Below are 21,189 nucleotides of genomic sequence, written 5' to 3' on the forward strand. Positions count from 1 at the left end.
GGAGTCCGTTTTTATGGGACTGTTTTCAAAAATCAAGGCCGGTCTGAAAAAGACCCGCCAGGGTATGAGCAGCTCGGTACACCGCATGCTGCATTCCTTTACCCGCATTGATGAAGATTTATTTGAAGAACTTGAAGAATTGCTGGTAATGGGGGACGTGGGTGTTTCTACTTCCGAGCACATCTGTGATGCTCTGCGCCGCAAGGTAAAGGAGCGCGGTGTCAAAGACCCCGAAGCAATCTTCGATTTGCTGCGCGAAACCGTTGCAGAGATGCTGCAGGGCGGGGAAGAACTTCATATTTCCACAAAGCCGTCGGTCATTTTGGTTATCGGCGTCAATGGTGTTGGCAAGACCACGACAATCGGCAAGCTGGCCGCGCTGCTGCAAAAGCAGGGCAAACACGTTATTTTGGCTGCGGCCGATACATTTCGTGCGGCCGCTATTGAGCAGCTGCAGGTCTGGGCAGACCGCGCCCACTGCGACATGGTATCGCAGGGTGAGGGCAGTGACCCGGCTGCAGTCGTTTTCGATACCATTTCTGCGGCAAAGTCTCGCGGCGATGACGTGATTCTCTGTGACACAGCGGGCCGCCTGCATACCAAGAAGAATCTGATGGACGAGCTTGCAAAAATCAACCGTGTTATTGACCGCGAACTGCCCGGCGCTGACAAAGAAGTCCTGCTTGTGTTGGACGCAACAACCGGGCAAAACGGCGTGAATCAAGCACGGGAATTTAAAAACGCCGCGGGTATTACTGGTATTGTGCTGACAAAACTGGACGGTACGGCAAAAGGCGGTGTGGTGCTTGCTATCAAAGAAGCTTTGGGTATTCCAGTCAAGTTTATCGGGGTCGGCGAGCAGCTCGATGACTTGCAGCCCTTTGATGCAGAGGAGTTTGCCCGCGCTTTGTTTGAGCGTGACCCGCAGGAACTGAAAGACTGAAAAAGAGGGAATGATCCGATGCAGTTTGTACTTGCAACACACAACCAAAATAAGGTACGCGAATTTCGGCGTATGCTTGCCCCGCTGGGAATTGACATTTCCATTGCGGCGGGCTTGCCCGAAACGGAAGAGACCGGCACTACATTTCAAGAAAACGCCTATTTAAAGGCTGCGGCTGCCTGCCGCTTTACCGGCAGGCCCGCCGTTGCGGATGACTCTGGCCTGTGCGTCCACGCGCTCAACGGTCAGCCGGGTATCTACTCGGCACGCTATGCCGGCAAGCATGCCACCGATGCCGACCGCATTGCAAAGCTTCTCGATGCACTCAAAGAGGTGCCGCAAAAAGACCGCCTTGCCAAATTCGTGTGTGTCATCTGCTGCGTCTTTCCCAGCGGAGATATCATTACCTCCCGCGGTGAGTGCGAGGGTTCCATTGCCTTTGCACCGCAGGGAAGCGATGGCTTTGGCTACGACCCCGTATTTTTGGTGGGGAAAAAAACCTTTGCCCAGATGAATGCCGCACAAAAAGACGCAGTCAGCCACCGCGGCAGAGCACTGCGTCTGTTTCAGCATGATTTGCAGGCTTACGCCGAAAAACATCTAAAAAAAGAAGAGTAAATGAAGTCTGCCGGAAGAAAACTTTTTCCGGCAGATTTTCATTTGGTATGGTCTGCCTTTTAAAAATGATGCACCAGCGGAACAAAAATTGCTATACTGGTAAAAGAACATAAAAGGAGGCAATGACCATGGATGACAGAACTCCGCTGGCGGCGCTAGCACCGGGGCATTCGGGCGAGGTCGCTGCACTTACGGCGGCCGGGCCCATGCGCCGTCGCTTACAGGATATCGGCTTGATTTCGGGGACACAGGTCAGCTGTGTGCTGCGGGCGCCTGCCGGCGACCCTACCGCCTACGCAATCCGCGGGGCGGTAATTGCGCTGCGCAGGGAAGACGCCGCGCACGTGCTGATTTCCGGGGTATAACGCATGCGCGCGGATGCGGCCCCCGCCGCAAGCGCTGTCATAGCGCTTGCAGGCAACCCAAATGTGGGAAAGAGCACGGTCTTTAATGCCCTGACGGGCCTGCACCAGCACACAGGCAACTGGCCGGGCAAGACCGTGGAAAGCGCGCGCGGCGCGTTTCAGTACAAGAATAAAAACTACAGTTTAGTTGATTTGCCGGGCACCTATTCTTTGTTTGCCCACTCTGCGGAAGAAAGGGTCGCACGCGACTTTCTTTGTTTTGGCGGGGCAAAGGCGGCAGTTGTTGTGTGTGATGCCACCTGCCTGGAGCGCAACCTGAACCTGGTGCTGCAGACGCTTGAAATCACCGGGAACATCATCGTCTGTGTCAACCTGATGGATGAAGCGGCAAAAAAGCATATTCAAATTGATCTGCGAGAACTGTCAAAAGAACTGGGCGGTGTGCCGGTTGTCGGTGTCAGTGCCCGCAGCGGTGGGCTGAAAGCGCTGGAAGAGGCCCTGGATGCCCTGCGGCCGCGAAAGGCACTGCGCCTTGTCTACCCGCAGCCGGTTGAGCAGGCCTTAGCAGAGCTGCAGCCTTTTGTACAAAAGCACTGCCCCACCGACAGCGCGCGCTGGCTGACCCTGCGCCTTTTAGATGGCGACCAGAGTTTTGCAAAAAGCCTTTCGACGTATTGCCCGCAGCTTTTACGAGATGCCGGCCTGCGCGGCAGGCTCGGTGAAGTAAAGGCACGGCTGCGGCAGAGCGGCTTTGGCGGTGACGCGCTGCGTGATCAAATCACCGCCGTGCTGGTGCACTCTGCCGAGCAGATTTACCGTCGCTGCGTCGTCTGCCGGCCGTGTCCGGCTGCCACGCGAGACCGAAAGCTTGACCGTATTTTAACCAGCCGTGCCACAGGCATTCCGGTTATGCTTCTGCTGCTTGCAGCGGTTTTATGGCTGACCATTACCGGGGCTAATTATCCGTCCGAGCTGCTGTCGCAGGGGCTTTTTGCCTTGCAGAATGTTCTTTGGAATGCCCTGCAGAGTATCGGTGCGCCGCAGTGGCTGATGCAGCCGCTGGTGCTGGGGGTCTACCGCACGCTGGCGTGGGTTGTCAGCGTCATGCTGCCGCCTATGGCTATTTTCTTTCCGTGCTTTACCCTGCTGGAAGATTTCGGTTACCTGCCGCGGGTCGCTTTTAACTTGGACCACTGCTTTCAAAAAGCCCATGCCTGCGGCAAGCAGGCACTCACCATGTGTCGGCGGAAAAATATGCGGAAATCGTTTGTATCAATTCTTTCATACGGAGATATTTATTATGAGATTAGAAAAGATGGATTTGTTCTTTGAAAAGCGCGCAGCGGATTACGACCGCCACATGCTGGAAGAAGTAGATGGCTGTAAAGAGGGCTATAGGAAGCTTGCATCCTGTTTGCCGCAAAACCTGCATACCCTGCTTGATCTCGGCTGCGGAACCGGGCTGGAGCTTGCACCGATTTTCGCCCGTTTTCCTGCGCTGAAAGTGACCGGTATCGACCTTGCACAGGGGATGCTGCTGCGGCTGCGAGAAAAATATCCGGACAAAAACATTACGCTGCTGAAGAAAAGTTACCTTGGCTGCAGCTTTGGCACGGCAGTCTTTGATGCCGCCGTCTCTTTTGAGACGATGCACCACATGACTCACGCCGAAAAGCGTTCGGTCTATACGGAAATCTGCAGAGCGCTGAGGCCGGGCGGGCAGTACCTTGAGGCCGACTTTGTCGCTGTGAACCAGGCAGAAAAGGACAGGCTCTATGCCGAAAACTGCCGCCTGCGCCGGGCCGAGCACATTTCCGGGGGAGTGCTCTGCCATTTTGATACGCCGTGTACAGTCGAAAACCAAATTGGGCTTTTGCTGCAGGCAGGCTTTCGCTCGGCCAAGCTGACGTGGCAGCAGGGAAATACCGCTCTAATCATTGCAGAGAAAGAATAGGAGAAAATAAAGATGATCCTTTTTATCAGTGCCTGTTTAATGGGCGTTTCCTGCCGCTATGACGGCGGCGCGAAAACCCTGCCCTGTCTTGCACAGCTGATGGCGCGCTATCAGGTCATACCGGTCTGCCCTGAAATCCTCGGCGGCCTGCCCACGCCGCGCCCGCCGGCCGAGCGGCAGGGAAGAAGAGTCCTCTGCAAAGACGGGGCAGATGTGACCCAGGCTTACCTGCACGGCGCACAGGAAACCCTGAAGCTTGCCAGACTTTACGGCTGTTCTTGTGCTGTTTTAAAAGAGAGAAGCCCCTCCTGCGGATTCGGACAGATCTATGACGGTACGTTTTCCGGCAGACTGGTACCGGGCGGCGGCACCGCTGCAGAGCTCCTTGCTCAAAACGGTGTGCGTGTGCTGGGCGAAAGCAGCGTCGAAACACTTTTGTAATGTGCAGAAAATTCTGTAAAATGTGTTATACTGAATATAGAAATTTATTTTGTGTGGAGGTGGCCGTTTATGTCTGTTTTAGCTGCATTTGCTGTTCCGCATCCGCCAATCCTTATGCCGGAAATCGGGCGTGGTGAGGAAAAAGAAATTCAAAAAACCATTGATGCCTACAACACCGCTATGCGGCAGGCGGCGGCCCTGCGGCCCCAAACCGTGGTCGTTACCAGCCCGCACAGCATTCTGTACGCCGACTATTTTCATATTTCGCCTGGAGAGCAGGCACAGGGCAGTTTTGCGCAGTTTGGTGCCCCGCAGGTCAGCGTACAGGCTTCTTACGATACTGAATTTGTTGCGGCACTCACGAAAATCTGCGGTCGGCAGAAAATTCCCGCAGGTACTTTCGGCGAGCGCACCAGTGCGCTAGACCACGCGACTATGATTCCGCTGCGTTTTCTGCAAAAGTACGACAGGGACTTTCGGGTTGTGCGCATTGGGCTTTCCGGCCTTTCGCCGCTTACGCATTACCGGCTGGGACAGTGTATCGCCGAAACGACGAAAAAGCTTAACCGCCGCGTGGTGCTTATAGCGAGCGGTGACCTTTCTCACAAGCTGACCCAAAGCGGCCCGTACGGCTTTGCACCGGAGGGACCTGTATTTGACCGCGAGGTGACGGCAGCGCTGAGTGCGGGGGACTTTCTGCGGCTGTTAAGCCTGGACCCCCAGATGTGCGAGGCAGCTGCTGAATGCGGCCTGCGCTCTTTCTGGATTATGGCAGGTGCACTCGACCGCAGGGCGGTAACAAGCGAGCTGCTCTCTTACGAGGGACCATTTGGCATCGGCTACGGCGTTGTGTCTTTTACCGTCACCGGCGGCGACCCGGCACGTAATTTCGGCGAGCAGTACGCGGCTGCCGAAAAAGAGCGCTCTGCCGCCCGCAAAGAAAAAGAGGACCCGTGGGTGCGCCTTGCGCGCTACAGCCTTGAAACTTTTATAAAAACTGGGCAGTACGCAAAACTGCCGCAAGACCTGCCGCAGGAACTCAGAGAGAACCGTGCAGGCGCTTTTGTCACGCTCAAGGAAAACGGAGCTTTGCGCGGCTGTATCGGTACCATTTCGCCTGTAAAAGACAGCCTGGCAGAAGAAATCCTGTCCAATGCAGTGTCTGCCGCTGTTGATGACCCACGGTTTGACCCAGTCACCGCGCGGGAACTGCCGCAGCTGGTGTACAGTGTCGATGTGCTTGACCCGCCTGAGCCGATCACTTCTGCTAAAGAGCTGGACACCAGGCGGTATGGTGTTATTGTAGAAAACGGCGGCCGCAGGGGGCTTTTGCTGCCTAACCTTGCCGGTATTGATACTGTAGAAAAACAAATTTCAATTGCCCGGCAAAAAGCAGGAATTTCCGCGCAGGAACCTGTGCGTTTGTGGCGCTTTCGGGTGGTGAGGCATACATGAAAACGACCTGTATGCTCTGCCCACATTCCTGTACGCTGGAAGAGGGGCAGACAGGCCTGTGCCGTGCCCGCACCAATGTGGGCGGCGTCATTCATTGCAGCAATTATGGCCGGCTGACCGCGCTTTCTTTGGACCCAATCGAAAAAAAGCCGCTGCGCCGCTTCTATCCTGGCAGCTATATTCTTTCTGCCGGCAGCTACGGCTGTAATCTGCACTGTCCCTTCTGCCAAAACAGCAGCATCTCTATGGCGGGCAGTGAAAGTGAAACCATTACGGTTACGCCGCAGCAGTTGGTCGAAAAAGCCAGGGAGCTTGCGCAAAAGCCACACGGAAACCTCGGCCTTGCTTTCACTTACAATGAGCCGCTGGTCGGCTATGAATATGTGTTGGACTGTGCCCGCCTTGTAAAAAAGACGGCGCTTAAGACTGTTGTTATAACAAACGGCATGATTTGCAGGGAACCGCTGCAAAAGCTGCTGCCCTATGTTGACGCGATGAATATTGACCTGAAAGGCTTTACAGAATCCTATTACAAATGGGTCGGCGGGGACCTGCAGACGGTTAAACAGAACATTGCAGCCGCGGCAGAACAGTGCCATGTAGAGGTTACCACGCTGATTGTGCCGGGAAAAAATGACAGCGAAGCGGAGATAGATGCGGAAGCATTATGGCTTTCTTCCATAGATCCGGAGATACCGCTGCATATCAGCCGCTTTTTCCCGCGCTGGCATGTACAGAATTTGGCTCCAACACCGGTCGGTAGCATTCAGCGCTTGTGTGAAACAGCCCAGCGGCACCTGCGGTATGTCTACGCGGGCAACTGCTGAAAAATTCGGCTTGTACTAGCCGCTTTTCGCGCGCTGGCATGTACAAAATTTGGCTCCTGCGCCGGTCGGCAGCATTCAGCGCTTGTGTGAAAAAATATTTCTGTATGCAGAGAGTATTTTTATTACCAATATAAACAAAGAAAGGCTCGGCCAAATCGCCGGGCCTTTCTTCTGCATAGTGTACAATCCTGCCAGAATACAATTTTTCGGGGGTGATTGTATGCAAAAAGAAGCAGCCGCGTACCAGAATCAGACGGCCGCGGCAGAGGTTGTGCGCATCTATGAGGACAAAGCTTCTGCAGATACCCTGTTGCTGCAGTTTCTGCAGCAGAGTGGGGAGGGGGTGGAAAACTATGCCGCAGCAGATGCAGCCAGCCGGTGACCGGGCGGCTTTGTACATGCGCCTTTCCCGCGAGGACGGCACAGGGGAAAGCGCCAGCATTTCCACCCAGCGCGGCATGCTGCGCGGCTACGCGCAGAAACACGGCTTCTCGATATATGATGAGTATATTGACGATGGCTACAGTGGCACAAATTTTGACCGCCCCGCGTGGCAGCGCATGATTGCCGACATCGAAAAGGGGCAAGTCAATGTGGTCTTGGCAAAGGACCTTTCGCGTATTGGCCGCGACTATATTATGGCCGGACAGTACACGGAACTCTTTTTCCCGGCGCATGGTGTGCGCTGCATAGCTGTCAACGACGGGTACGATTCGGCCAGCCCGTTTGCCGATCTTTTACCTTTTAAAAATGTAATGAATGAATTGTATGCCCGTGATATTTCGCAAAAGATCCGCGGCGCACTGCACACCCGCATGGAAGCGGGTGTTTTTATCGGCAATTCTGCGCCCTATGGCTACCGAAAAGACCCGCAGCAAAAAGGACATTTGATGCCGGACCCCGGCGCGGCACCGGTCGTACAGCAGATTTTTCACATGGCAGCAAAGGGAATGCGGCCGTCTCAAATTGCGGCGGCACTTAATCGGCAGAAAATTCTGCCGCCGGCAGCCTACCGTGCACAGCAGAAAGAGCAGATGCCAACTGCCGGCGAGTGGGGCGCTTCCACTATCTGTAAAATGCTGCACAATGTCGTGTATCTGGGCCACTTGGCACAGGGAAAAACGACAAAACTGTCGTTTAAGAGCAGCCTGATTTTAAAAAATCCACAGGAAAAGTGGTCTTTCGTACGCAATGCACATGCGCCTTTGGTACCGCAGGCCGAGTTTGCTTTGGTGCAGAAACGTGCAGTGCCCCGGCGGCCGGCGAGTGACTTTTCCAATATCTTTGCAGGAATCGCAAAGTGCGCGGACTGTGGGCGAAACCTTTCTTCAGCGGGCACGGGCGGCAGGGGAAAAGAGCGCCTTGTCTGCGGCGGCTATAAGCTTTACGGAAAAAAAGCCTGTTCCAGTCACTCCATTTCTTATGACTTTTTGTACCAAATTGTTTTACAGGATTTGCGTGCACAGCTTGCCTGCAGTCCGCAAAAACAGCGGGAGCGCTGTGAGGCGCTGCAGGCTGCTTTTGTGAAAACAGAAAATAAGCAGCCACACAAAATGGCTGCCTTTGACAAACACAGAGAAAAAATAGAGCAGATTATTCGCAGCCTATACGAAGACCGCGTCAGCGGCCTTTTAACACCGGATCAGTTTCAAAAACTGCTGTCCTTTTATGAAGGCAAACAGAAAGCGCTGCTGGCAGAAGCGCAGTTTTGCCGCGGGCGAAATGATGACATGGCAAATGAAAATTTGGATACTAAAATAAAAAAGCTGTTGCAACTTGCCAGCCTGCAAACCCTGACGCCACAGATCCTCTGCTTTTTTATCGATAAAATTACGGTTGGGCAAAGCCGGAAAAGTGCAGACGGCAGGCACATTTTTTCTATTACAATTTACTATCCTTTTGCAAAGCCGCAGCCTTAAAAATCAGCGTAAATTTCGCAAGGATGTGCATGGGATTTGGCTGCAATGCGGCCGGCGTAACTGGCTGCCGCATTATTGATTCCCCGCGCGAGCGGCTGATTGCCATGCTGACCAACAACTTCGTTCCCTGTAACGGCCGCTTTCCCACGCTCATCGCCATTATTTCCATCTTTTTTGTCAGCGGCATGAGCGGGCTGCTGCAAACCTCCGCTGCAGCACTGATTCTGCTTGCAACGGTCGTCCTAGGGGTTGCAGCCACATTCTTGGTTTCGCGCTTCCTTTCCGCTACGGTATTAAAAGGTGTACCATCCTCATTTACGCTGGAATTGCCGCCTTACCGGAAACCGCAGGTGGGTCGGGTGCTCGTTCGCTCTTTACTGGACCGTACGGTATTCGTTTTGGGGCGCGCAGTCTCAGTGGCGGCACCGGCCGGGCTTTTCTTATGGCTTTTGGCAAATTTGCAAATCGGGCAGCAGACGCTTCTTTCTATCTGTGCGGGTGCGCTGGACCCGGTTGGCCGCTTTTTTGGAATGGACGGCGTGATTTTGCTCGCGTTTATTCTGGGTTTCCCTGCAAATGAAATTGTAGTGCCGATTATGCTGATGGGGTACCTCGGCATGGGGCAGCTGACAGATGCCGGCAGCTATGCCACGCTGCAGACGCTGCTGGTCAGTCATGGCTGGACCTGGGTCACAGCGGTGTGCGTCGTGCTGTTTTCCCTAATGCATTGGCCCTGTGCGACCACGATGCTCACGATTCGCAAAGAAAGCGGTTCTTGGAAGTGGACGGTATTGGCGGCTCTTTTACCGACAGCCTGTGGCCTTGGGCTGTGCGCGCTGCTTGCAAACGGCGTTCGGGCATTTGGCCTTATTTAAAAAAACCTCATCCGTTTTTCGCAGCTTGTGCGGGCGGATGAGGCCTTCTTTATTGTATGGAAAAAGAGAGAAAAATGCCGCTCAGGCTGCCGGCTTTTAATAGCGCATTTATGCGAGGGCAAAGGCTTTGGGCAAGTGCTTTTAAATAGGCGGCAGAGGTTTTGCTCTGTATACCAAGCTGTGCACAGACTTCGTCAGCAGCGCCCTGCAGGGCAAAAAAGCGTTCGTGCTTCGAGCGCCCTGCGAGCAGGGCACGAATTTGTGTTTCTGCCTCTGCAGGGCAGTTTAGCACCGAAATGTCTTTTCCCAGCAGCGCAAGACCGAGGGCATTGGTTGCAACCGGCTCATAGAGATTGACCAGCAGCCCCCGGTAGTCAGGACTGGCGCTCCGTAAAAGACAGATGCAGCGAGTTGTGTCAAAGCGCCGCAGCAGGTCGTTTTCCGTCAGCAGACGCCGCAGGTAGCTGAGAATGTAGTCAATGCCAAGGCAGCTTTCTGCCACCGGATGGCACAGCTGGTAGTCAATGCTGCAAGGAAAGCGGTGGGCAAAAAAACGGTAATCGTACTGCCCAAAGCCTTTGCCAATACTTTTTAAGGTATCGCTTAAAGACTGATTTTCAATTTTGACTTGTCTGCAGCACATGGTCTGCCACAGGCGCTTTGCGCGGGCAATTTTGTGCTCAATCGTTTTGATGCCGGCCTCAAAGGCTTTCTCCAGGTCGATGCCGCGAAAGCGGGCAAGGTCTGCCGGTGAGCTGTTAGGGCTTAACTGCAGAGTATACAAAATGGAAGCAAGCAGTTCCTGCGCGGTTTCTTTTGGTACTGAACTGCTGTCTCCGGTTGTATAAAAGGAGGTGCGCTTTGCCGCAAGCTGACACAGGCGCAGCTGCAGGTCCAGCAGGTCATCCTGTGAAAAGGGGCTTTCCTGCTTCTGTATTTTTTTCTGTTCATTCATTGGTCTTGCCCTCTTCCTTTGCGAGCATTTCAAGAATCTGCTGCTTGGTGGGTTCTCCCTGGCCTTCTGCCGCGTTTAGTTCTTCCAGCAGCAGGTCAGTCAGGTACTGTAAAGAGCCGCGTGCCCTGCCATTAAAGACAGAGGCCATTTTTTCAATCAGCTCGTCGTCAGATAGCCTGTCTGCACAGGCATTTTTCAAGGAATAAAATAAATCCTGCAGGTCGGCCAGGGCTTGTGCATAGCTGTCCTGTGAAAGATATGGTGAGTCGCAGAAAGCGTAGACCAGCTTTTTCAGCACGCCCTCACCAAATTCTACCCGGTCTGTATCTTTTAAAGACTGAAAGCGCTTTTGTGCAAGCACCTGTATCTGTCCGGCAGACAGGGATAAGCCGAACATTCTGGTTACGTCGTTGCACTGCGCCAGTTCCTGCTCTGTTTTTGTCTTTTGTATCTGCTCCAGTGAAAATTGATTCTGCATACAAATTCCCCCTGTATATTTCATACACCAAATGGACGTGCAGTGCAAGACTTGAATTTTATCCGGATTTGTGGTAATATAAATTTGCTAAAAGGAAAGATTCTTTCGGAATGTACCGGAAATCTTTCCTTTTTGTCATTTCACCGGCTTTTTCAGAAACTGCGGTGCCCGCCAAAAATTTGTGCGGGCAGGAGGGAGATTTACCTATGTGGGCTTATGATGCTGTATTTTATCAGATCTATCCGCTGGGCTTTTGCGGTGCCCCGCTGCAAAATGACGGCGAAACCGTCAACCGGATCGACAAAGTGACAGAGTGGATTCCACATATTCAAAAGCTGGGCTGCACTGCCGTTTATTTTGGCCCCGTTTTTGAAAGCGATGCGCACGGCTACGACACACGTGACTACCGCACAATCGACTGCCGGCTGGGCACCAACGAAGCTTTTTCCGCTGTCTGCAAGGCCCTGCATCAGGCGGGTATCCGTGTTGTGCTGGACGGCGTTTTCAACCACGTCGGGCGCGGCTTCTGGGCTTTTCAGGATGTGCTGAAAAATCGAGAAAATTCGCCGTATAAAGATTGGTTTTACATCAATTTCGGCGGCAATGACAATTACAACGACGGCCTGTGGTATGAGGGCTGGGAGGGCCACTATGAGCTTGTCAAACTCAACCTGCAGAATCCGGCGGTCGTGCAGCACTTGTTTGCCTGTATTAAAGGCTGGATAGATGAATTCGGGATTGACGGCCTGCGGCTGGATGTCGCCTATTTGCTGGACCGCGGCTTTTTAAAGCAGCTGCGCGCCTTTGCCGACAGCTGTAAGCCGGAGTTCTTCCTGCTCGGCGAGGTTCTGGGCGGCGATTACCGCCAGACCATGAATGACCAGATGTGCAACAGTGTCACGAATTACGAGTGTTACAAAGGCTTGTACTCCAGTTTCAATACACTGAATCTGTTTGAAATTGTGCATTCGCTGTTGCGGCAGTTCGGCCCGGAAGAGTGGGCTCTTTACCGCGGTATGCACTTGCTTTCCTTTGTTGACAACCATGACGTGACCCGTGCGGCTTCAATTATCAGCAACCCCAGGCATCTGCCGCTGATGTATGCACTGCTGTTTGGTATGCCGGGCATTCCGTGCATTTATTATGGCAGCGAGTGGGGTGCAGCCGGCCGCAAAGAAGATGGCGATCCGGCTCTGCGTGCCTGCTTTGACGCGCCGCAGGAAACAGACCTGACCCGCTGGATTTCTGCCTGTGCGCATGCGCATCTGCAGAGTGACGCGCTGAGAAATGGCAGCTTCCAAAGCCTTGTCCTGCAAAATAGTTACTGCATTTTTGAGAGAAAGACCGAAACAGACCGCGTGCTTGTCGCAATTAACGCCGGGGACGCGCCAGTCCATGTCGATTTTAACGCCGGCGCGGGCCGTGCACGCGACCTTATCACAGGGAAAGTGCACGACTTTGGCGGCGGCACAGAACTGCCTCCCTACTTTGCGGCTTTCTGGCAGATTTTTTAAAGGAACGAAGCACGGCAGGTTTTTCACTAACGAATTAAAATAAAGCAAGCCCCTGCAGAAAACCCGTCTCTGCAGGGGCCTTTTGTATGTTTAAAATTCTGTACAAGTTATGGTAAAAATTTTTCTGCAGGTGCTTCTTTCCGGCGGCAGATTTTACAGCGGCCGGCTGCTTTTTCTTCTCGAAAAAGGGAGACTGTAGGAATTTTTTGAGTAGGATATCTATTTGCCAAAAAAGCCATATTAGTGGCATAAACACGGAAAATGTGCCCCTTCCAGCAGGCAAATACCCTTAGATACAGATTGTTTTTAGATTTTCTACCTATTGTTCATAAATTATTCATTAAATGCTTACGGGTTGTATAGTAAAATAAAAAAGTCAGAAATTAAAAAATAAAAAGGGACGGATATGTTTGTTTGGTTATATCAGGCCGCAAAAGCCTGAGCTGCTGGTGCGGGAATACGAGACGTACCATGCAGTTTACTGCGGTATCTGCAAGGCTTTGGGCCAGCAGTATGGCTTCTTTTCCCGTATCCTTTTAAGCTATGACAGCACTTTTTATGCGCTGCTGTTGCTGTCTTTGCAAAAAGACTGCTGCCCTGGGTTTCAAAAAGGCCGCTGTGTTGTTTATCCGCTGAAAAAATGCGTGTACTGTACCGGGGCCGAGGAGCCTTTGCAGCAGGCCGCCGCGCTGTGTGTGCTGCTTTCAGTGCAAAAGCTGCGTGATGACCGCCGCGACCGGGGCAGAGCTGCCCGCCTGCGCGCCGTGTTTTTGCTGCCGCTTCTGCACCACAGCTACCGCAAAGCCGCAAAGAATTACCCGTGGATGGAGCAGGCGGTGCGTTCCTGTATGCAGCAGCAGTCCGCTGCGGAAAAGCAGCCGCAGGCCGGGCTGGATGCCTGCGCACAGCCCACCGCGGAAATGCTTTCGCAGATTTTGTCGCATGCTGTGCAGAAGAAAATGCCCGCGCAGCAGCGCATAATGCAGGAGACGGGCTTTTTTCTCGGCCGCTGGATTTATTTGATGGACGCGGCTGATGATTTGCAGAAAGATGCAAAAAGCGGTGACTTTAATTGGTTCGTTTTTCAGTACGGTGTTACCCCCGACAGCACAGAGGAAGAGCTGCAAAAGGTCAGAGAAAAAGCAAATGCTTCTCTCAATTTGACGATGTCGCGTTTGTACGCGGCATTCAATCTATTGCCGCTCAATCGTTTTGCCTCTATTCTGCGTAATATTGTGGAACAGGGACTGCCGCAGATGCAAAAACAGCTGCTCTTTAAACAAAAGGAGAAAGAATAGATGTCAGATCCGTATCAGGTCATTGGCGTCTCGCCAAACGCAACAGATGAAGAAGTAAAAGCGGCCTATCATAAACTTGCCAAAAAATATCATCCGGATAACTATGCCAACAGCCCGCTTGCAGACCTTGCCAGCGAAAAGATGAAAGAGATAAATGAAGCGTATGATGCCATTGTCAGCCAGCGCAAGCAGCAGGCACAGCAGGGGCCTTTTGGTGGTAATCCCTATCAGCGTGCTTACGGCTATGCTGAAGCGCGCCAGAGCGCGCCGTCCAGTTTTTCCGATGTGCGTACGTTTATTCGCAATGGCCGCACGGCAGATGCTGAGCAGATTCTTGACGGCGTCCCGGCAGAGGGCCGCAATGCAGAGTGGTATTTCTTAAAAGGCACGGTCCTTTATAACCGCGGTCAGCTGGAGCAGGCCACCAACTATATTTCGCGCGCCTGCCAGATTGACCCAGGCAACAGCGAATACCGCACAGCCATGGATCAAATCACCGGCCAGTACCGCGGTTATTACGGCGGCTATAACCCGATGTCGCAGCAAAACCGTAACTCCGATATGAATCAGGCCTGTGGGTGCTGTGGCGACTTGGTCTGTGCAGATGCGTGCTGTGAGTGTTTTGGGGGAAATCTGATTCCCTGTATTGGCTGCAGATGAGGGGGCTGTATCTTTGAAAAGAGGGCATACGCTGAAAGTCGCGTTCTGCGGCATTTTAACAGCGCTGGCACTGGTGTTTATCTGCCTTGGCGGCATTATTCCGGTGATGACGTATGCCATGCCCGCGCTTGCCGGCCTGGTGCTGATTCCCGCGGTTATCGAGCTCGGCACCACGTGGGCATGGCCGGTCTATATCGCCTCTGCAATATTAGGGGCGCTCTTGGGGCCGGATAAAGATGCCGCGGTGCTGTATATCTTCTTTTTCGGGTATTACCCAATCGTAAAAGCAGTGATTGAAAAACGCTTTTCCAAACGCTGGGTCTGCCTTTTGCTGAAGCTGCTCTTATTTAATGCAGCGGCTGTGGTGTCATTCTTTATCAGTATTTACCTTTTAAGTGTTCCGCGGGCGGCTTTTACAATTGGTGGCATTTATTTGCCCGGCGTGCTTTTGCTTTTGGCAAACTTCGTCTTTCTTCTTTACGACTATGCGGCCGGCGGCGTGGCTTCGTTTTATTTCTGCCGTCTACACCAATATATCCGCAGATGGCTGCATGGTAATTTTTAAATTTTTAGATTTCAATGTAATATAATAAAATAAAGAATTCTGCCGCAGGCGTTTGTTCTGCGGCTTTTTTAGCTTTTATGTGAAAATTTGCGCCTTGCTGACGTTTAAGAACGTGGTGCGCCCTGCGCCGAGAACAAAGGCAAGTGATAGTATTGCAGGTAAAGCTGCAGAATGTGCTACGCCTGCATTAAAAAACAGGCCGCCGCAAAAGCGGTGCCTGCCATTTGTTTTATGCCATATTGCGGCATCTTTAGCTTTTATGTGAGAATTTGCGTTTCGCCGACGCATAAGTATCTGCCATAATCATAGCTAGGTTTTTATCTGATAGATTAATTGCGCTTTTGCTGACCAGCTGCCGCAGCAGAACTTCCCCCTCACCGTCTAGCTGTGCCAGCAAGTGTAGCACTTCGCTGAAACGCTCTGGGGAATCATACGTAAAGCCGTTTACACCATCCCGTACAAATTCAGAGTTTGCGCAGCTTTGGCTTAAAATAACCGGCAGGCCGGCGGCTTGTGCCTCTAATGGAGAGGCTTTTACAGCGGGCGAAACACTGCCGCTTACAAAAGCGCGGCAGCAGGCGAAACAGTCATTCAAGTCGTGCTGTGAAAGTTCACCAACAAAAGTGACTTGATTGTCCAGTGCAAGGTCTTTTGCCTGTTCCCCGAAGCGTGCCGCTTCCGGTCCGCTGCCGACAACCAGCAGCTGCAGGGAGGGGTCGCTTCCCGCGGCAGATTTCCACAGATCCAGCAGGGTGTCCAGTCCGCAGTCGTCCAGCAGACGGCCGGCAAAAGCAAAGCAGGTCGTGCCAGGCTGAATGCCCAGACGCTTTTTAAAGACATCAGAAGCATTCGTTGGACGAAAATTAGAAAGGTTAATGCAAAAAGGCGAGCGCTGCACTTTGCAGTGAATATCCAATTCCTCCAGCAGGCTTTGCGTCTGTGCCGAGGGGGAGCAGACAACATCGCTTTCAGTAAGAATTTTGCGTACGGTGCTGCGTACTTTCATCTTTGCCAGGTTGTCATAGGCTTTGTTTGTGCCATAGCCCTCCATAGCGTCGTGCAGGTTGTGAACGGTTGTAACCAGGGGCAGATGGCGGCGCTGAGCGTACTTTAAGCCTGCCAGACCCATTTCGTCCAGTGTGACAACATGTACAACATCTGGGCGGAATTTATTCAGCATATTTTCCATTGGGCCCAAAAGGCTGACCCGCACTGACATTCCGTAAAGGCTGGGTGTTACTTTTGCTGGGCAGTATATGCTGCCATCCTGCGAAAAACAGTCATCTACAGACGGATCTGCCGTGGCCAACACAACCTGATGACCGGATTTTTCCAGCCCGCTTTTTAGTACAGCGGTATATGTGGCGGCGGCGCTTCTTACAGTGCCGGCACCCGAAAATAAGGCGATTTTCATAAATAACCTCCGGTATGATTTTCAGTCCGGCAGACGCGCAGGGCCCTACAGGCAACTCTTTTTCTGGTAAATTCTCTCCGGATGAAATCAGAATCATATACATTATAGCACAGAATCCGCTCGGTTCAAGCTGAATCGAAAAGGATAAATTTATCTTTTGACGTATTTGGTCTTTAAACTTTTCCTGCCATAGGATATAATAGAAGATAAATATTCAAAGCTTCTGCACAGTATAGGGAAAGAGCAGGTGTTGTTTTATGGCTACAAAATTCAGTGTATCCTTGGACAAAGTAATAAAAGAACTTTCTCTGAAGACCGTTTATATGCCCGGTGATCCACAGAAAGTGCTGATCACTTCCACGGATGTCAACCGCCCCGGTCTGGAACTAAACGGATTTTATGATTATTATGATTCTTCCCGCATTGTTATTTTAGGCAATGCTGAAACCGCTTTTTTAAAGGACAGACCGCCAGAGTACCGCACAAAAGTACTAGACGGGCTTTTTTGCAAAAAGCCGCCGGCGGTCATTATTGCCCGCGGATTGGACCCGGTGCCCGAGCTGTTGGACGCAACCCGCAAGTATGAGGTGCCGGTGCTTGCCACGACCGAGACTACCAGCAGTCTGGTTGCTTCCTTGGTAGCCTACATGAATGTAGAGCTGGCGCCGCGTATTACCCGGCACGGCGTTTTGGTGGAGGTCTACGGCGAGGGCGTGCTGATTGTCGGCGACAGCGGCGTCGGCAAAAGCGAAACCGCTATTGAGCTGATTAAGCGCGGCCACCGCCTGATTGCAGACGATGCAGTTGAAATCCGCCGCGTTTCTGCAAAGACGCTGGTAGGCCAGGCCCCCGCGAATATCCGTCACTTTATCGAGCTGCGCGGCATCGGCATTATCAACGCCCGCCGCATTTTCGGTATTGGCGCAGTCAAGGTTTCTGAAAAAATCGATTTGATTATCAATATGGAACAGTGGGACGGCCACAAAGTCTATGACCGTATGGGCATTGACAGTGAGTATACGGAGCTGCTTGGCATTAAGGTCCCGGTGCTGACCATTCCAGTAAAGCCTGGGCGCAACCTTGCGGTCATTATTGAAGTTGCCGCAATGAACAACCGCCAGAAAAAGATGGGCTACAATGCGGCCGAGGAGCTCCTGCAGGGCCTTGGCATGGACCTTTCTATGGTGAAACAGCAGGAAACCAAAATGGAACTCAATGTTTAAAAGCCGCCGCGGTCTGCGGAACCGCTGAGGTACAGCAAATTCTTTTACAGGCTTTTTTAAATCAGGGGATATGGAGGAAACTTGTTTATGAGGCTGATTGCCGATTTGCACACGCACACGATCGCTTCTACGCACGCGTACAGTACACTGCAGGAAAACGTGGCCGCTGCAGCAAAGCAGGGCCTTGCGGCGGTTGCTATTACCGACCATGGGGTCACCATGCCCGGCGCGCCCGGCAGATGGTATTTTCAAAATTTATCTATGCTGCCGCGCTATATCGATGGCGTCATGGTCTTGCGTGGGCAGGAAACGAATATTATAGACTATGAGGGAAACGTTGATCAGCAGGCCGACTGCATCCATGACCTAGACTGGCTGATTGCCTCCATTCACGGCGTCTGCATGCCTAAGGACGATGAACCTACGCCTGAAAAAGTAACGCATCTGTGGGAGCAGATCTGCAGAAATCCACGCATCAATGTAATTGGCCACTGCGGCCTGCGCCGGTATCCGTTCGATTACGAGCGGGTAATTCCACAGTTTGGCGCAGCGGGCAAGCTGGTCGAAATCAACGAGGGTACGTTTCGCAGTCGCCCAGATTCTATCCCAAACTGCCGCAAAATTGCGGCGCTGTGTAAAAAGTACCGTGTACCGGTTGTTGTTGACAGCGACGCCCACTTTTCTGCGCTGATTGGCGACTGCCCCCGCTCGCTGCAGCTGCTGCAGGAACTGGACTTTCCGGAAGAGCTGGTCGTAAACGCCAGCACAGAGCGGCTGAAAGCATACCTTGCAAAGCACACCGGTGTGTTTGGCAGCTTTATTTCATAATCATATTCGGATTTATATTTAGGAGGATCATCTGATGGAAAAATTAGAGGCTCTGAAAAAAACGGCGGAAAATGCCGGCTGCTTGGTACTGAAAGATGAGCCTATGAGCCGCCACACGACCTTTCAAATCGGCGGTCCGGCGGATCTTTATATTGCGGTAAAAGATATTATTGCACTGAAGGATATTGTGCGCATGGCCGCCTCACTGAATGTGCCCCTGCTGACGCTTGGCAATGGCAGCAATGTGGTGGTCAGCGATGAGGGTATTCGAGGCGCGGTGCTTTCGCTTACCGGCGATTTCCGCCGCATCACACTCTCTGACCCAACTACAATCTGCTGCGGCTCGGGTGCAACTTTGGCGGCTCTGTGCAAGTTTGCGCAGCGCAACAGCTTGAGCGGCGCTGAGTTTGCCTGGGGCATTCCGGGCAGCGTTGGCGGTGCGGCCTTTATGAATGCCGGCGCCTACGAGGGGCAGTTCAGCGATATTTTGGTTTCTACCACCCATGTCACCACTACCGGCCGCACAGATTCCCTGCTGGGGCCGGAGATGGAAATGGATTACCGCAAGAGCGCCTACCTGAAAAATAACTGCATTATTACCTCTATTGTCGTACGGTTGGAGCCGGGTAATAAAGAACAGATTTCCATGCAGATGGATGACTACTTCAGCCGCCGCAAAGAAAAGCAGCCGCTTGAGCAGCCCAGTGCGGGCAGCATTTTTAAGCGGCCCGACGGCGCCTATGCTGGCGCTTTAATCGAAGAAGCCGGCCTGAAAGGCGAAAAAGTAGGCGGGGCAATGGTCAGCGAAAAGCATGCCGGCTTTATTGTCAACAACGGTGGTGCTACCTGCAGCGATGTAAAAGCGCTGATTGAAAAAATACAGGAAACGGTACTGAAAAAGAGCGGTGTTTCGCTGGAGTGTGAAGTGCGGTTTATCTCATAAGGAAGTGTCTGTAAATGGATTTTATCATTGTTACCGGATTGTCCGGCGCGGGCAAATCCCGTGCAGTCCATGCAATGGAGGACATTGGCTTTTACTGCATGGACAATATCCCGCCCAAGCTGATTCCGGCTGTCTACGACCTGTGTATGCAGGCCAAAGATTCCCTTTCCCACGTGGCTGTTGTTACAGATATCCGCGGCGGCGGCATGTTTTCCAGTTTGTTTGAAACACTTGAGGGCCTTCGCTTAGAGCACAAGACCTACAAAATTCTTTTCTTAGATGCGAGCGATACAGTGCTTATCAACCGCTTTAAAGAAACCCGCCGTAAGCACCCGCTGTCAGAGGACACAACCAGCCTTGACCAGGCTGTCAAACTGGAGCGCGAGATTCTGCGCCCTGTGCGGGAACTGGCCGACTATATCATTGATACTTCGCTTTTATCACCGGCACAGCTTAAAGAGCGGATTTCCAGTCTTTTCTTAGGCGACGCGACCTCGGCATTGCAGATTCACTGTATGTCTTTCGGTTTCAAATTTGGCATGGCAACAGAGGCCGACCTTGTGTTTGATGTACGCTGTCTGCCGAACCCCTATTATGTAGAGGAACTGCGTCATAAGACCGGACTGGATGCCCCAGTACGCGATTATGTGCTGAAATGGGACCAAACAAAAGGCTTTATCAGCCGTCTGTTTGACTTGATTGATTATATGATTCCGCTTTACTGTGACGAGGGAAAAAGTCAGCTGGTTATCGCCATCGGGTGCACAGGCGGGCACCACCGCTCTGTCACCATTGCGCAGCTGCTCTACGAGCATTTGGTGGAAAAGGGCTTCCGCGCCAGTGTAAACCATCGGGATATTCAAAAGAACTGAGTCCAGCCTGCAGCCTGTGAAAATGGGAAGTGATTTCGGAATGTCTTTTTCTTCAGACGTGAAAAAAGAGCTTTGCAAAGGGAAAAAGAAAGCACAGCGGCCCTGCTGTGAAAAAGCAGAATGCTATGGAATGTTGCTCTTTGGGCATTCCTTTCGCTTAGTAGACATTTCTTTCACAACAGAAAGTGCAGCGGCAGCAAACCGCGCTGCACAGCTGACAGCAGAAATGACCGGCGCCATTATTTCCATTCGTACGGTGCTGCGCCGCGTTTCTCATGCGGCAAGTGTCGTTTCGGTAGAGGACGAGCGCGACCGCCTGCGTGTGTTGGATTTTTTCGGCCATACAGGGAAAGAGGTCCCTTTGCGCCTCAATCGTGCGAATCTGGAAAACGAGTGCTGCACGGCGGCTTTTCTGCGCGGTGCATTTCTTTCCTGCGGGATGGTGATGAATCCGGAAAAAGATTACCGGCTGGAATTCAAAGTCCCTCACATGCACCTTTCGCGCGATATGACGGCCTTGCTCGGCGAGCTGCCCATGGCGCTGCAACCGGGTGTTTCACAGCGGCAGGGGACATATGTTGTCTACCTGAAAAGCAGTGAAAAAATTGCCGACCTGCTCACACTAATAGGTGCGCCGCATGCCGCCATGCAGTTTATGCAAATCAAAATGCTGCGCGAAGTGCGAAACCACGTCAATCGCCGCACCAATTTTGAAACAGCAAATTTGGATAAAACTGCTTCTGCCGCAGCACGCCAAATTTATGCCCTGCAGCAGCTGCAAGACTGTGGCGCGGGCCTTGAGGCTCTGCCGGCTGACCTGCGGGAGCTTGCCCGCTTGCGCTGGCAGAACCCGGAGCTTTCCCTGCGGGAGCTGGGAGAAAAGCTTTTGCCGCCGCTTTCCCGTTCCGGGGTAAACCACCGGCTGCAGCGTATTACGGAACTTTCCGAAAAAATCTGCAGAGAACGCAGAAAAAAATAAACCGCCGCCGGATTCTGCGAAGCCTGTTTGCCGGTTTTGGCGGCATTTTTTTGTTTTGGCGCG

At 52.5% G+C, this 21,189-nt stretch carries 21 protein-coding genes and 2 pseudogenes; 20 read left to right on the forward strand and 3 right to left on the reverse strand.

Going from position 1 to position 21,189, the window contains the following annotated elements; all coding sequences use genetic code 11:
• Positions 1-13 precede the first annotated feature (13 nt).
• The 11 genes and pseudogenes from ftsY (at position 14) to LKE53_03490 (ending at position 9,397) form a co-directional block, all read left to right on the forward strand.
• Entirely contained in the window at positions 14-943 is a 930-nt protein-coding gene (ftsY, locus tag LKE53_03440) for a signal recognition particle-docking protein FtsY (protein ID MCH3971815.1), read from the forward strand.
• 18 nt (positions 944-961) lie between these two features.
• On the forward strand, positions 962-1,561 hold the full coding sequence (locus tag LKE53_03445; protein ID MCH3971816.1) for an XTP/dITP diphosphatase: 600 nt from the start codon (positions 962-964) through the stop codon (positions 1,559-1,561).
• 128 nt (positions 1,562-1,689) lie between these two features.
• Positions 1,690-1,926: a ferrous iron transport protein A gene (locus LKE53_03450; protein ID MCH3971817.1), complete on the forward strand. Its 237-nt coding sequence runs from the start codon at positions 1,690-1,692 to the stop codon at positions 1,924-1,926.
• A gap of 3 nt (positions 1,927-1,929) precedes the next feature.
• Positions 1,930-3,258: a 50S ribosome-binding GTPase gene (locus tag LKE53_03455; GenBank protein ID MCH3971818.1), complete on the forward strand. Its 1,329-nt coding sequence runs from the start codon at positions 1,930-1,932 to the stop codon at positions 3,256-3,258.
• Entirely contained in the window at positions 3,227-3,880 is a 654-nt protein-coding gene (locus LKE53_03460; GenBank protein ID MCH3971819.1) for a class I SAM-dependent methyltransferase, read from the forward strand. Before LKE53_03455 ends, LKE53_03460 begins: the two co-directional genes overlap by 32 nt.
• 12 nt (positions 3,881-3,892) lie before the next feature.
• Positions 3,893-4,321: a DUF523 domain-containing protein gene (locus tag LKE53_03465; protein ID MCH3971820.1), complete on the forward strand. Its 429-nt coding sequence runs from the start codon at positions 3,893-3,895 to the stop codon at positions 4,319-4,321.
• A gap of 69 nt (positions 4,322-4,390) precedes the next feature.
• Complete coding sequence (amrA, locus tag LKE53_03470) at positions 4,391-5,776, forward strand: AmmeMemoRadiSam system protein A (GenBank protein ID MCH3971821.1); 1,386 nt, start codon at positions 4,391-4,393, stop codon at positions 5,774-5,776.
• The gene (amrS, locus tag LKE53_03475; GenBank protein MCH3971822.1) at positions 5,773-6,603 is read left to right on the forward strand and encodes an AmmeMemoRadiSam system radical SAM enzyme; all 831 of its coding nucleotides are present in this window, start codon (positions 5,773-5,775) and stop codon (positions 6,601-6,603) included. The genes amrA and amrS overlap by 4 nt, the downstream gene beginning before the upstream one ends.
• Positions 6,604-6,823: 220 nt before the next feature.
• On the forward strand, positions 6,824-6,985 hold the full coding sequence (locus LKE53_03480) for a hypothetical protein (GenBank protein ID MCH3971823.1): 162 nt from the start codon (positions 6,824-6,826) through the stop codon (positions 6,983-6,985).
• Positions 6,957-8,522 carry a recombinase family protein gene (locus tag LKE53_03485; protein MCH3971824.1) on the forward strand — a complete coding sequence of 522 codons (1,566 nt, stop codon included), beginning with the start codon at positions 6,957-6,959 and terminating at the stop codon, positions 8,520-8,522. The genes LKE53_03480 and LKE53_03485 overlap by 29 nt, the downstream gene beginning before the upstream one ends.
• 23 nt (positions 8,523-8,545) lie before the next feature.
• Positions 8,546-9,397, forward strand: a pseudogene (locus LKE53_03490) (ferrous iron transporter B).
• Between the two features lie 49 nt (positions 9,398-9,446).
• On the opposite strand, the gene LKE53_03495 reads toward LKE53_03490, so the two are convergent.
• On the reverse strand, positions 9,447-10,352 hold the full coding sequence (locus LKE53_03495; protein MCH3971825.1) for a DUF6179 domain-containing protein: 906 nt from the start codon (positions 10,350-10,352) through the stop codon (positions 9,447-9,449).
• On the reverse strand, positions 10,345-10,830 hold the full coding sequence (locus LKE53_03500) for a DUF6323 family protein (GenBank protein ID MCH3971826.1): 486 nt from the start codon (positions 10,828-10,830) through the stop codon (positions 10,345-10,347). The genes LKE53_03495 and LKE53_03500 overlap by 8 nt, the downstream gene beginning before the upstream one ends.
• A 206-nt stretch (positions 10,831-11,036) precedes the next feature.
• Between LKE53_03500 and LKE53_03505 the strand changes: the two genes are divergently transcribed.
• The 4 genes and pseudogenes from LKE53_03505 to LKE53_03520 all read left to right on the forward strand — a co-directional run bounded on the left by LKE53_03505 (position 11,037) and on the right by LKE53_03520 (position 14,867).
• The gene (locus LKE53_03505; protein ID MCH3971827.1) at positions 11,037-12,344 is read left to right on the forward strand and encodes an alpha-amylase family glycosyl hydrolase; all 1,308 of its coding nucleotides are present in this window, start codon (positions 11,037-11,039) and stop codon (positions 12,342-12,344) included.
• A gap of 410 nt (positions 12,345-12,754) precedes the next feature.
• Complete coding sequence (locus LKE53_03510) at positions 12,755-13,642, forward strand: DUF5685 family protein (protein MCH3971828.1); 888 nt, start codon at positions 12,755-12,757, stop codon at positions 13,640-13,642.
• Positions 13,643-13,807: pseudogene (locus tag LKE53_03515) on the forward strand (DnaJ domain-containing protein).
• Between the two features lie 508 nt (positions 13,808-14,315).
• Positions 14,316-14,867 carry a hypothetical protein gene (locus LKE53_03520; GenBank protein ID MCH3971829.1) on the forward strand — a complete coding sequence of 184 codons (552 nt, stop codon included), beginning with the start codon at positions 14,316-14,318 and terminating at the stop codon, positions 14,865-14,867.
• Positions 14,868-15,117: 250 nt separating this feature from the next.
• Here the strand turns inward: LKE53_03520 and LKE53_03525 are convergent, their stop codons facing one another.
• A complete protein-coding gene (locus tag LKE53_03525; GenBank protein MCH3971830.1) occupies positions 15,118-16,281 on the reverse strand; it encodes a glycosyltransferase in 1,164 nt (387 codons plus the stop codon).
• Between the two features lie 257 nt (positions 16,282-16,538).
• Here LKE53_03525 and hprK point away from each other — a divergent pair, with 257 nt between their 5' ends.
• The 5 genes from hprK to whiA all read left to right on the forward strand — a co-directional run bounded on the left by hprK (position 16,539) and on the right by whiA (position 21,126).
• Positions 16,539-17,504 (forward strand): HPr(Ser) kinase/phosphatase, encoded by a 966-nt coding sequence (hprK, locus tag LKE53_03530; GenBank protein ID MCH3971831.1) that lies wholly within the window; start codon positions 16,539-16,541, stop codon positions 17,502-17,504.
• 87 nt (positions 17,505-17,591) lie between these two features.
• Complete coding sequence (locus LKE53_03535) at positions 17,592-18,332, forward strand: phosphatase (protein ID MCH3971832.1); 741 nt, start codon at positions 17,592-17,594, stop codon at positions 18,330-18,332.
• A gap of 34 nt (positions 18,333-18,366) precedes the next feature.
• Complete coding sequence (gene murB, locus LKE53_03540) at positions 18,367-19,275, forward strand: UDP-N-acetylmuramate dehydrogenase (GenBank protein MCH3971833.1); 909 nt, start codon at positions 18,367-18,369, stop codon at positions 19,273-19,275.
• 14 nt (positions 19,276-19,289) lie between these two features.
• Complete coding sequence (gene rapZ / locus LKE53_03545; GenBank protein ID MCH3971834.1) at positions 19,290-20,147, forward strand: RNase adapter RapZ; 858 nt, start codon at positions 19,290-19,292, stop codon at positions 20,145-20,147.
• A gap of 40 nt (positions 20,148-20,187) precedes the next feature.
• Positions 20,188-21,126, forward strand: a complete 939-nt coding sequence (whiA, locus tag LKE53_03550; GenBank protein ID MCH3971835.1) for a DNA-binding protein WhiA — start codon at positions 20,188-20,190, stop codon at positions 21,124-21,126.
• Positions 21,127-21,189 lie beyond the last annotated feature (63 nt).

It is taken from the genome of Oscillospiraceae bacterium (assembly GCA_022483045.1).
Taxonomy (GTDB): Bacteria; Bacillota; Clostridia; order Oscillospirales; family Acutalibacteraceae; genus Caproicibacterium.

Coding starts and splice junctions, on each gene's coding strand:
- ftsY (MCH3971815.1), top strand. CDS start 14: ATGGGACTGTTTTCAAAAATCAAGGCCGGTCTGAAAAAGACCCGCCAG.
- LKE53_03445 (MCH3971816.1), top strand. CDS start 962: ATGCAGTTTGTACTTGCAACACACAACCAAAATAAGGTACGCGAATTT.
- LKE53_03450 (MCH3971817.1), top strand. CDS start 1,690: ATGGATGACAGAACTCCGCTGGCGGCGCTAGCACCGGGGCATTCGGGC.
- LKE53_03455 (MCH3971818.1), top strand. CDS start 1,930: ATGCGCGCGGATGCGGCCCCCGCCGCAAGCGCTGTCATAGCGCTTGCA.
- LKE53_03460 (MCH3971819.1), top strand. CDS start 3,227: ATGAGATTAGAAAAGATGGATTTGTTCTTTGAAAAGCGCGCAGCGGAT.
- LKE53_03465 (MCH3971820.1), top strand. CDS start 3,893: ATGATCCTTTTTATCAGTGCCTGTTTAATGGGCGTTTCCTGCCGCTAT.
- amrA (MCH3971821.1), top strand. CDS start 4,391: ATGTCTGTTTTAGCTGCATTTGCTGTTCCGCATCCGCCAATCCTTATG.
- amrS (MCH3971822.1), top strand. CDS start 5,773: ATGAAAACGACCTGTATGCTCTGCCCACATTCCTGTACGCTGGAAGAG.
- LKE53_03480 (MCH3971823.1), top strand. CDS start 6,824: ATGCAAAAAGAAGCAGCCGCGTACCAGAATCAGACGGCCGCGGCAGAG.
- LKE53_03485 (MCH3971824.1), top strand. CDS start 6,957: ATGCCGCAGCAGATGCAGCCAGCCGGTGACCGGGCGGCTTTGTACATG.
- LKE53_03495 (MCH3971825.1), bottom strand. CDS start 10,352: ATGAATGAACAGAAAAAAATACAGAAGCAGGAAAGCCCCTTTTCACAG.
- LKE53_03500 (MCH3971826.1), bottom strand. CDS start 10,830: ATGCAGAATCAATTTTCACTGGAGCAGATACAAAAGACAAAAACAGAG.
- LKE53_03505 (MCH3971827.1), top strand. CDS start 11,037: ATGTGGGCTTATGATGCTGTATTTTATCAGATCTATCCGCTGGGCTTT.
- LKE53_03525 (MCH3971830.1), bottom strand. CDS start 16,281: ATGAAAATCGCCTTATTTTCGGGTGCCGGCACTGTAAGAAGCGCCGCC.
- hprK (MCH3971831.1), top strand. CDS start 16,539: ATGGCTACAAAATTCAGTGTATCCTTGGACAAAGTAATAAAAGAACTT.
- LKE53_03535 (MCH3971832.1), top strand. CDS start 17,592: ATGAGGCTGATTGCCGATTTGCACACGCACACGATCGCTTCTACGCAC.
- murB (MCH3971833.1), top strand. CDS start 18,367: ATGGAAAAATTAGAGGCTCTGAAAAAAACGGCGGAAAATGCCGGCTGC.
- rapZ (MCH3971834.1), top strand. CDS start 19,290: ATGGATTTTATCATTGTTACCGGATTGTCCGGCGCGGGCAAATCCCGT.
- whiA (MCH3971835.1), top strand. CDS start 20,188: ATGTCTTTTTCTTCAGACGTGAAAAAAGAGCTTTGCAAAGGGAAAAAG.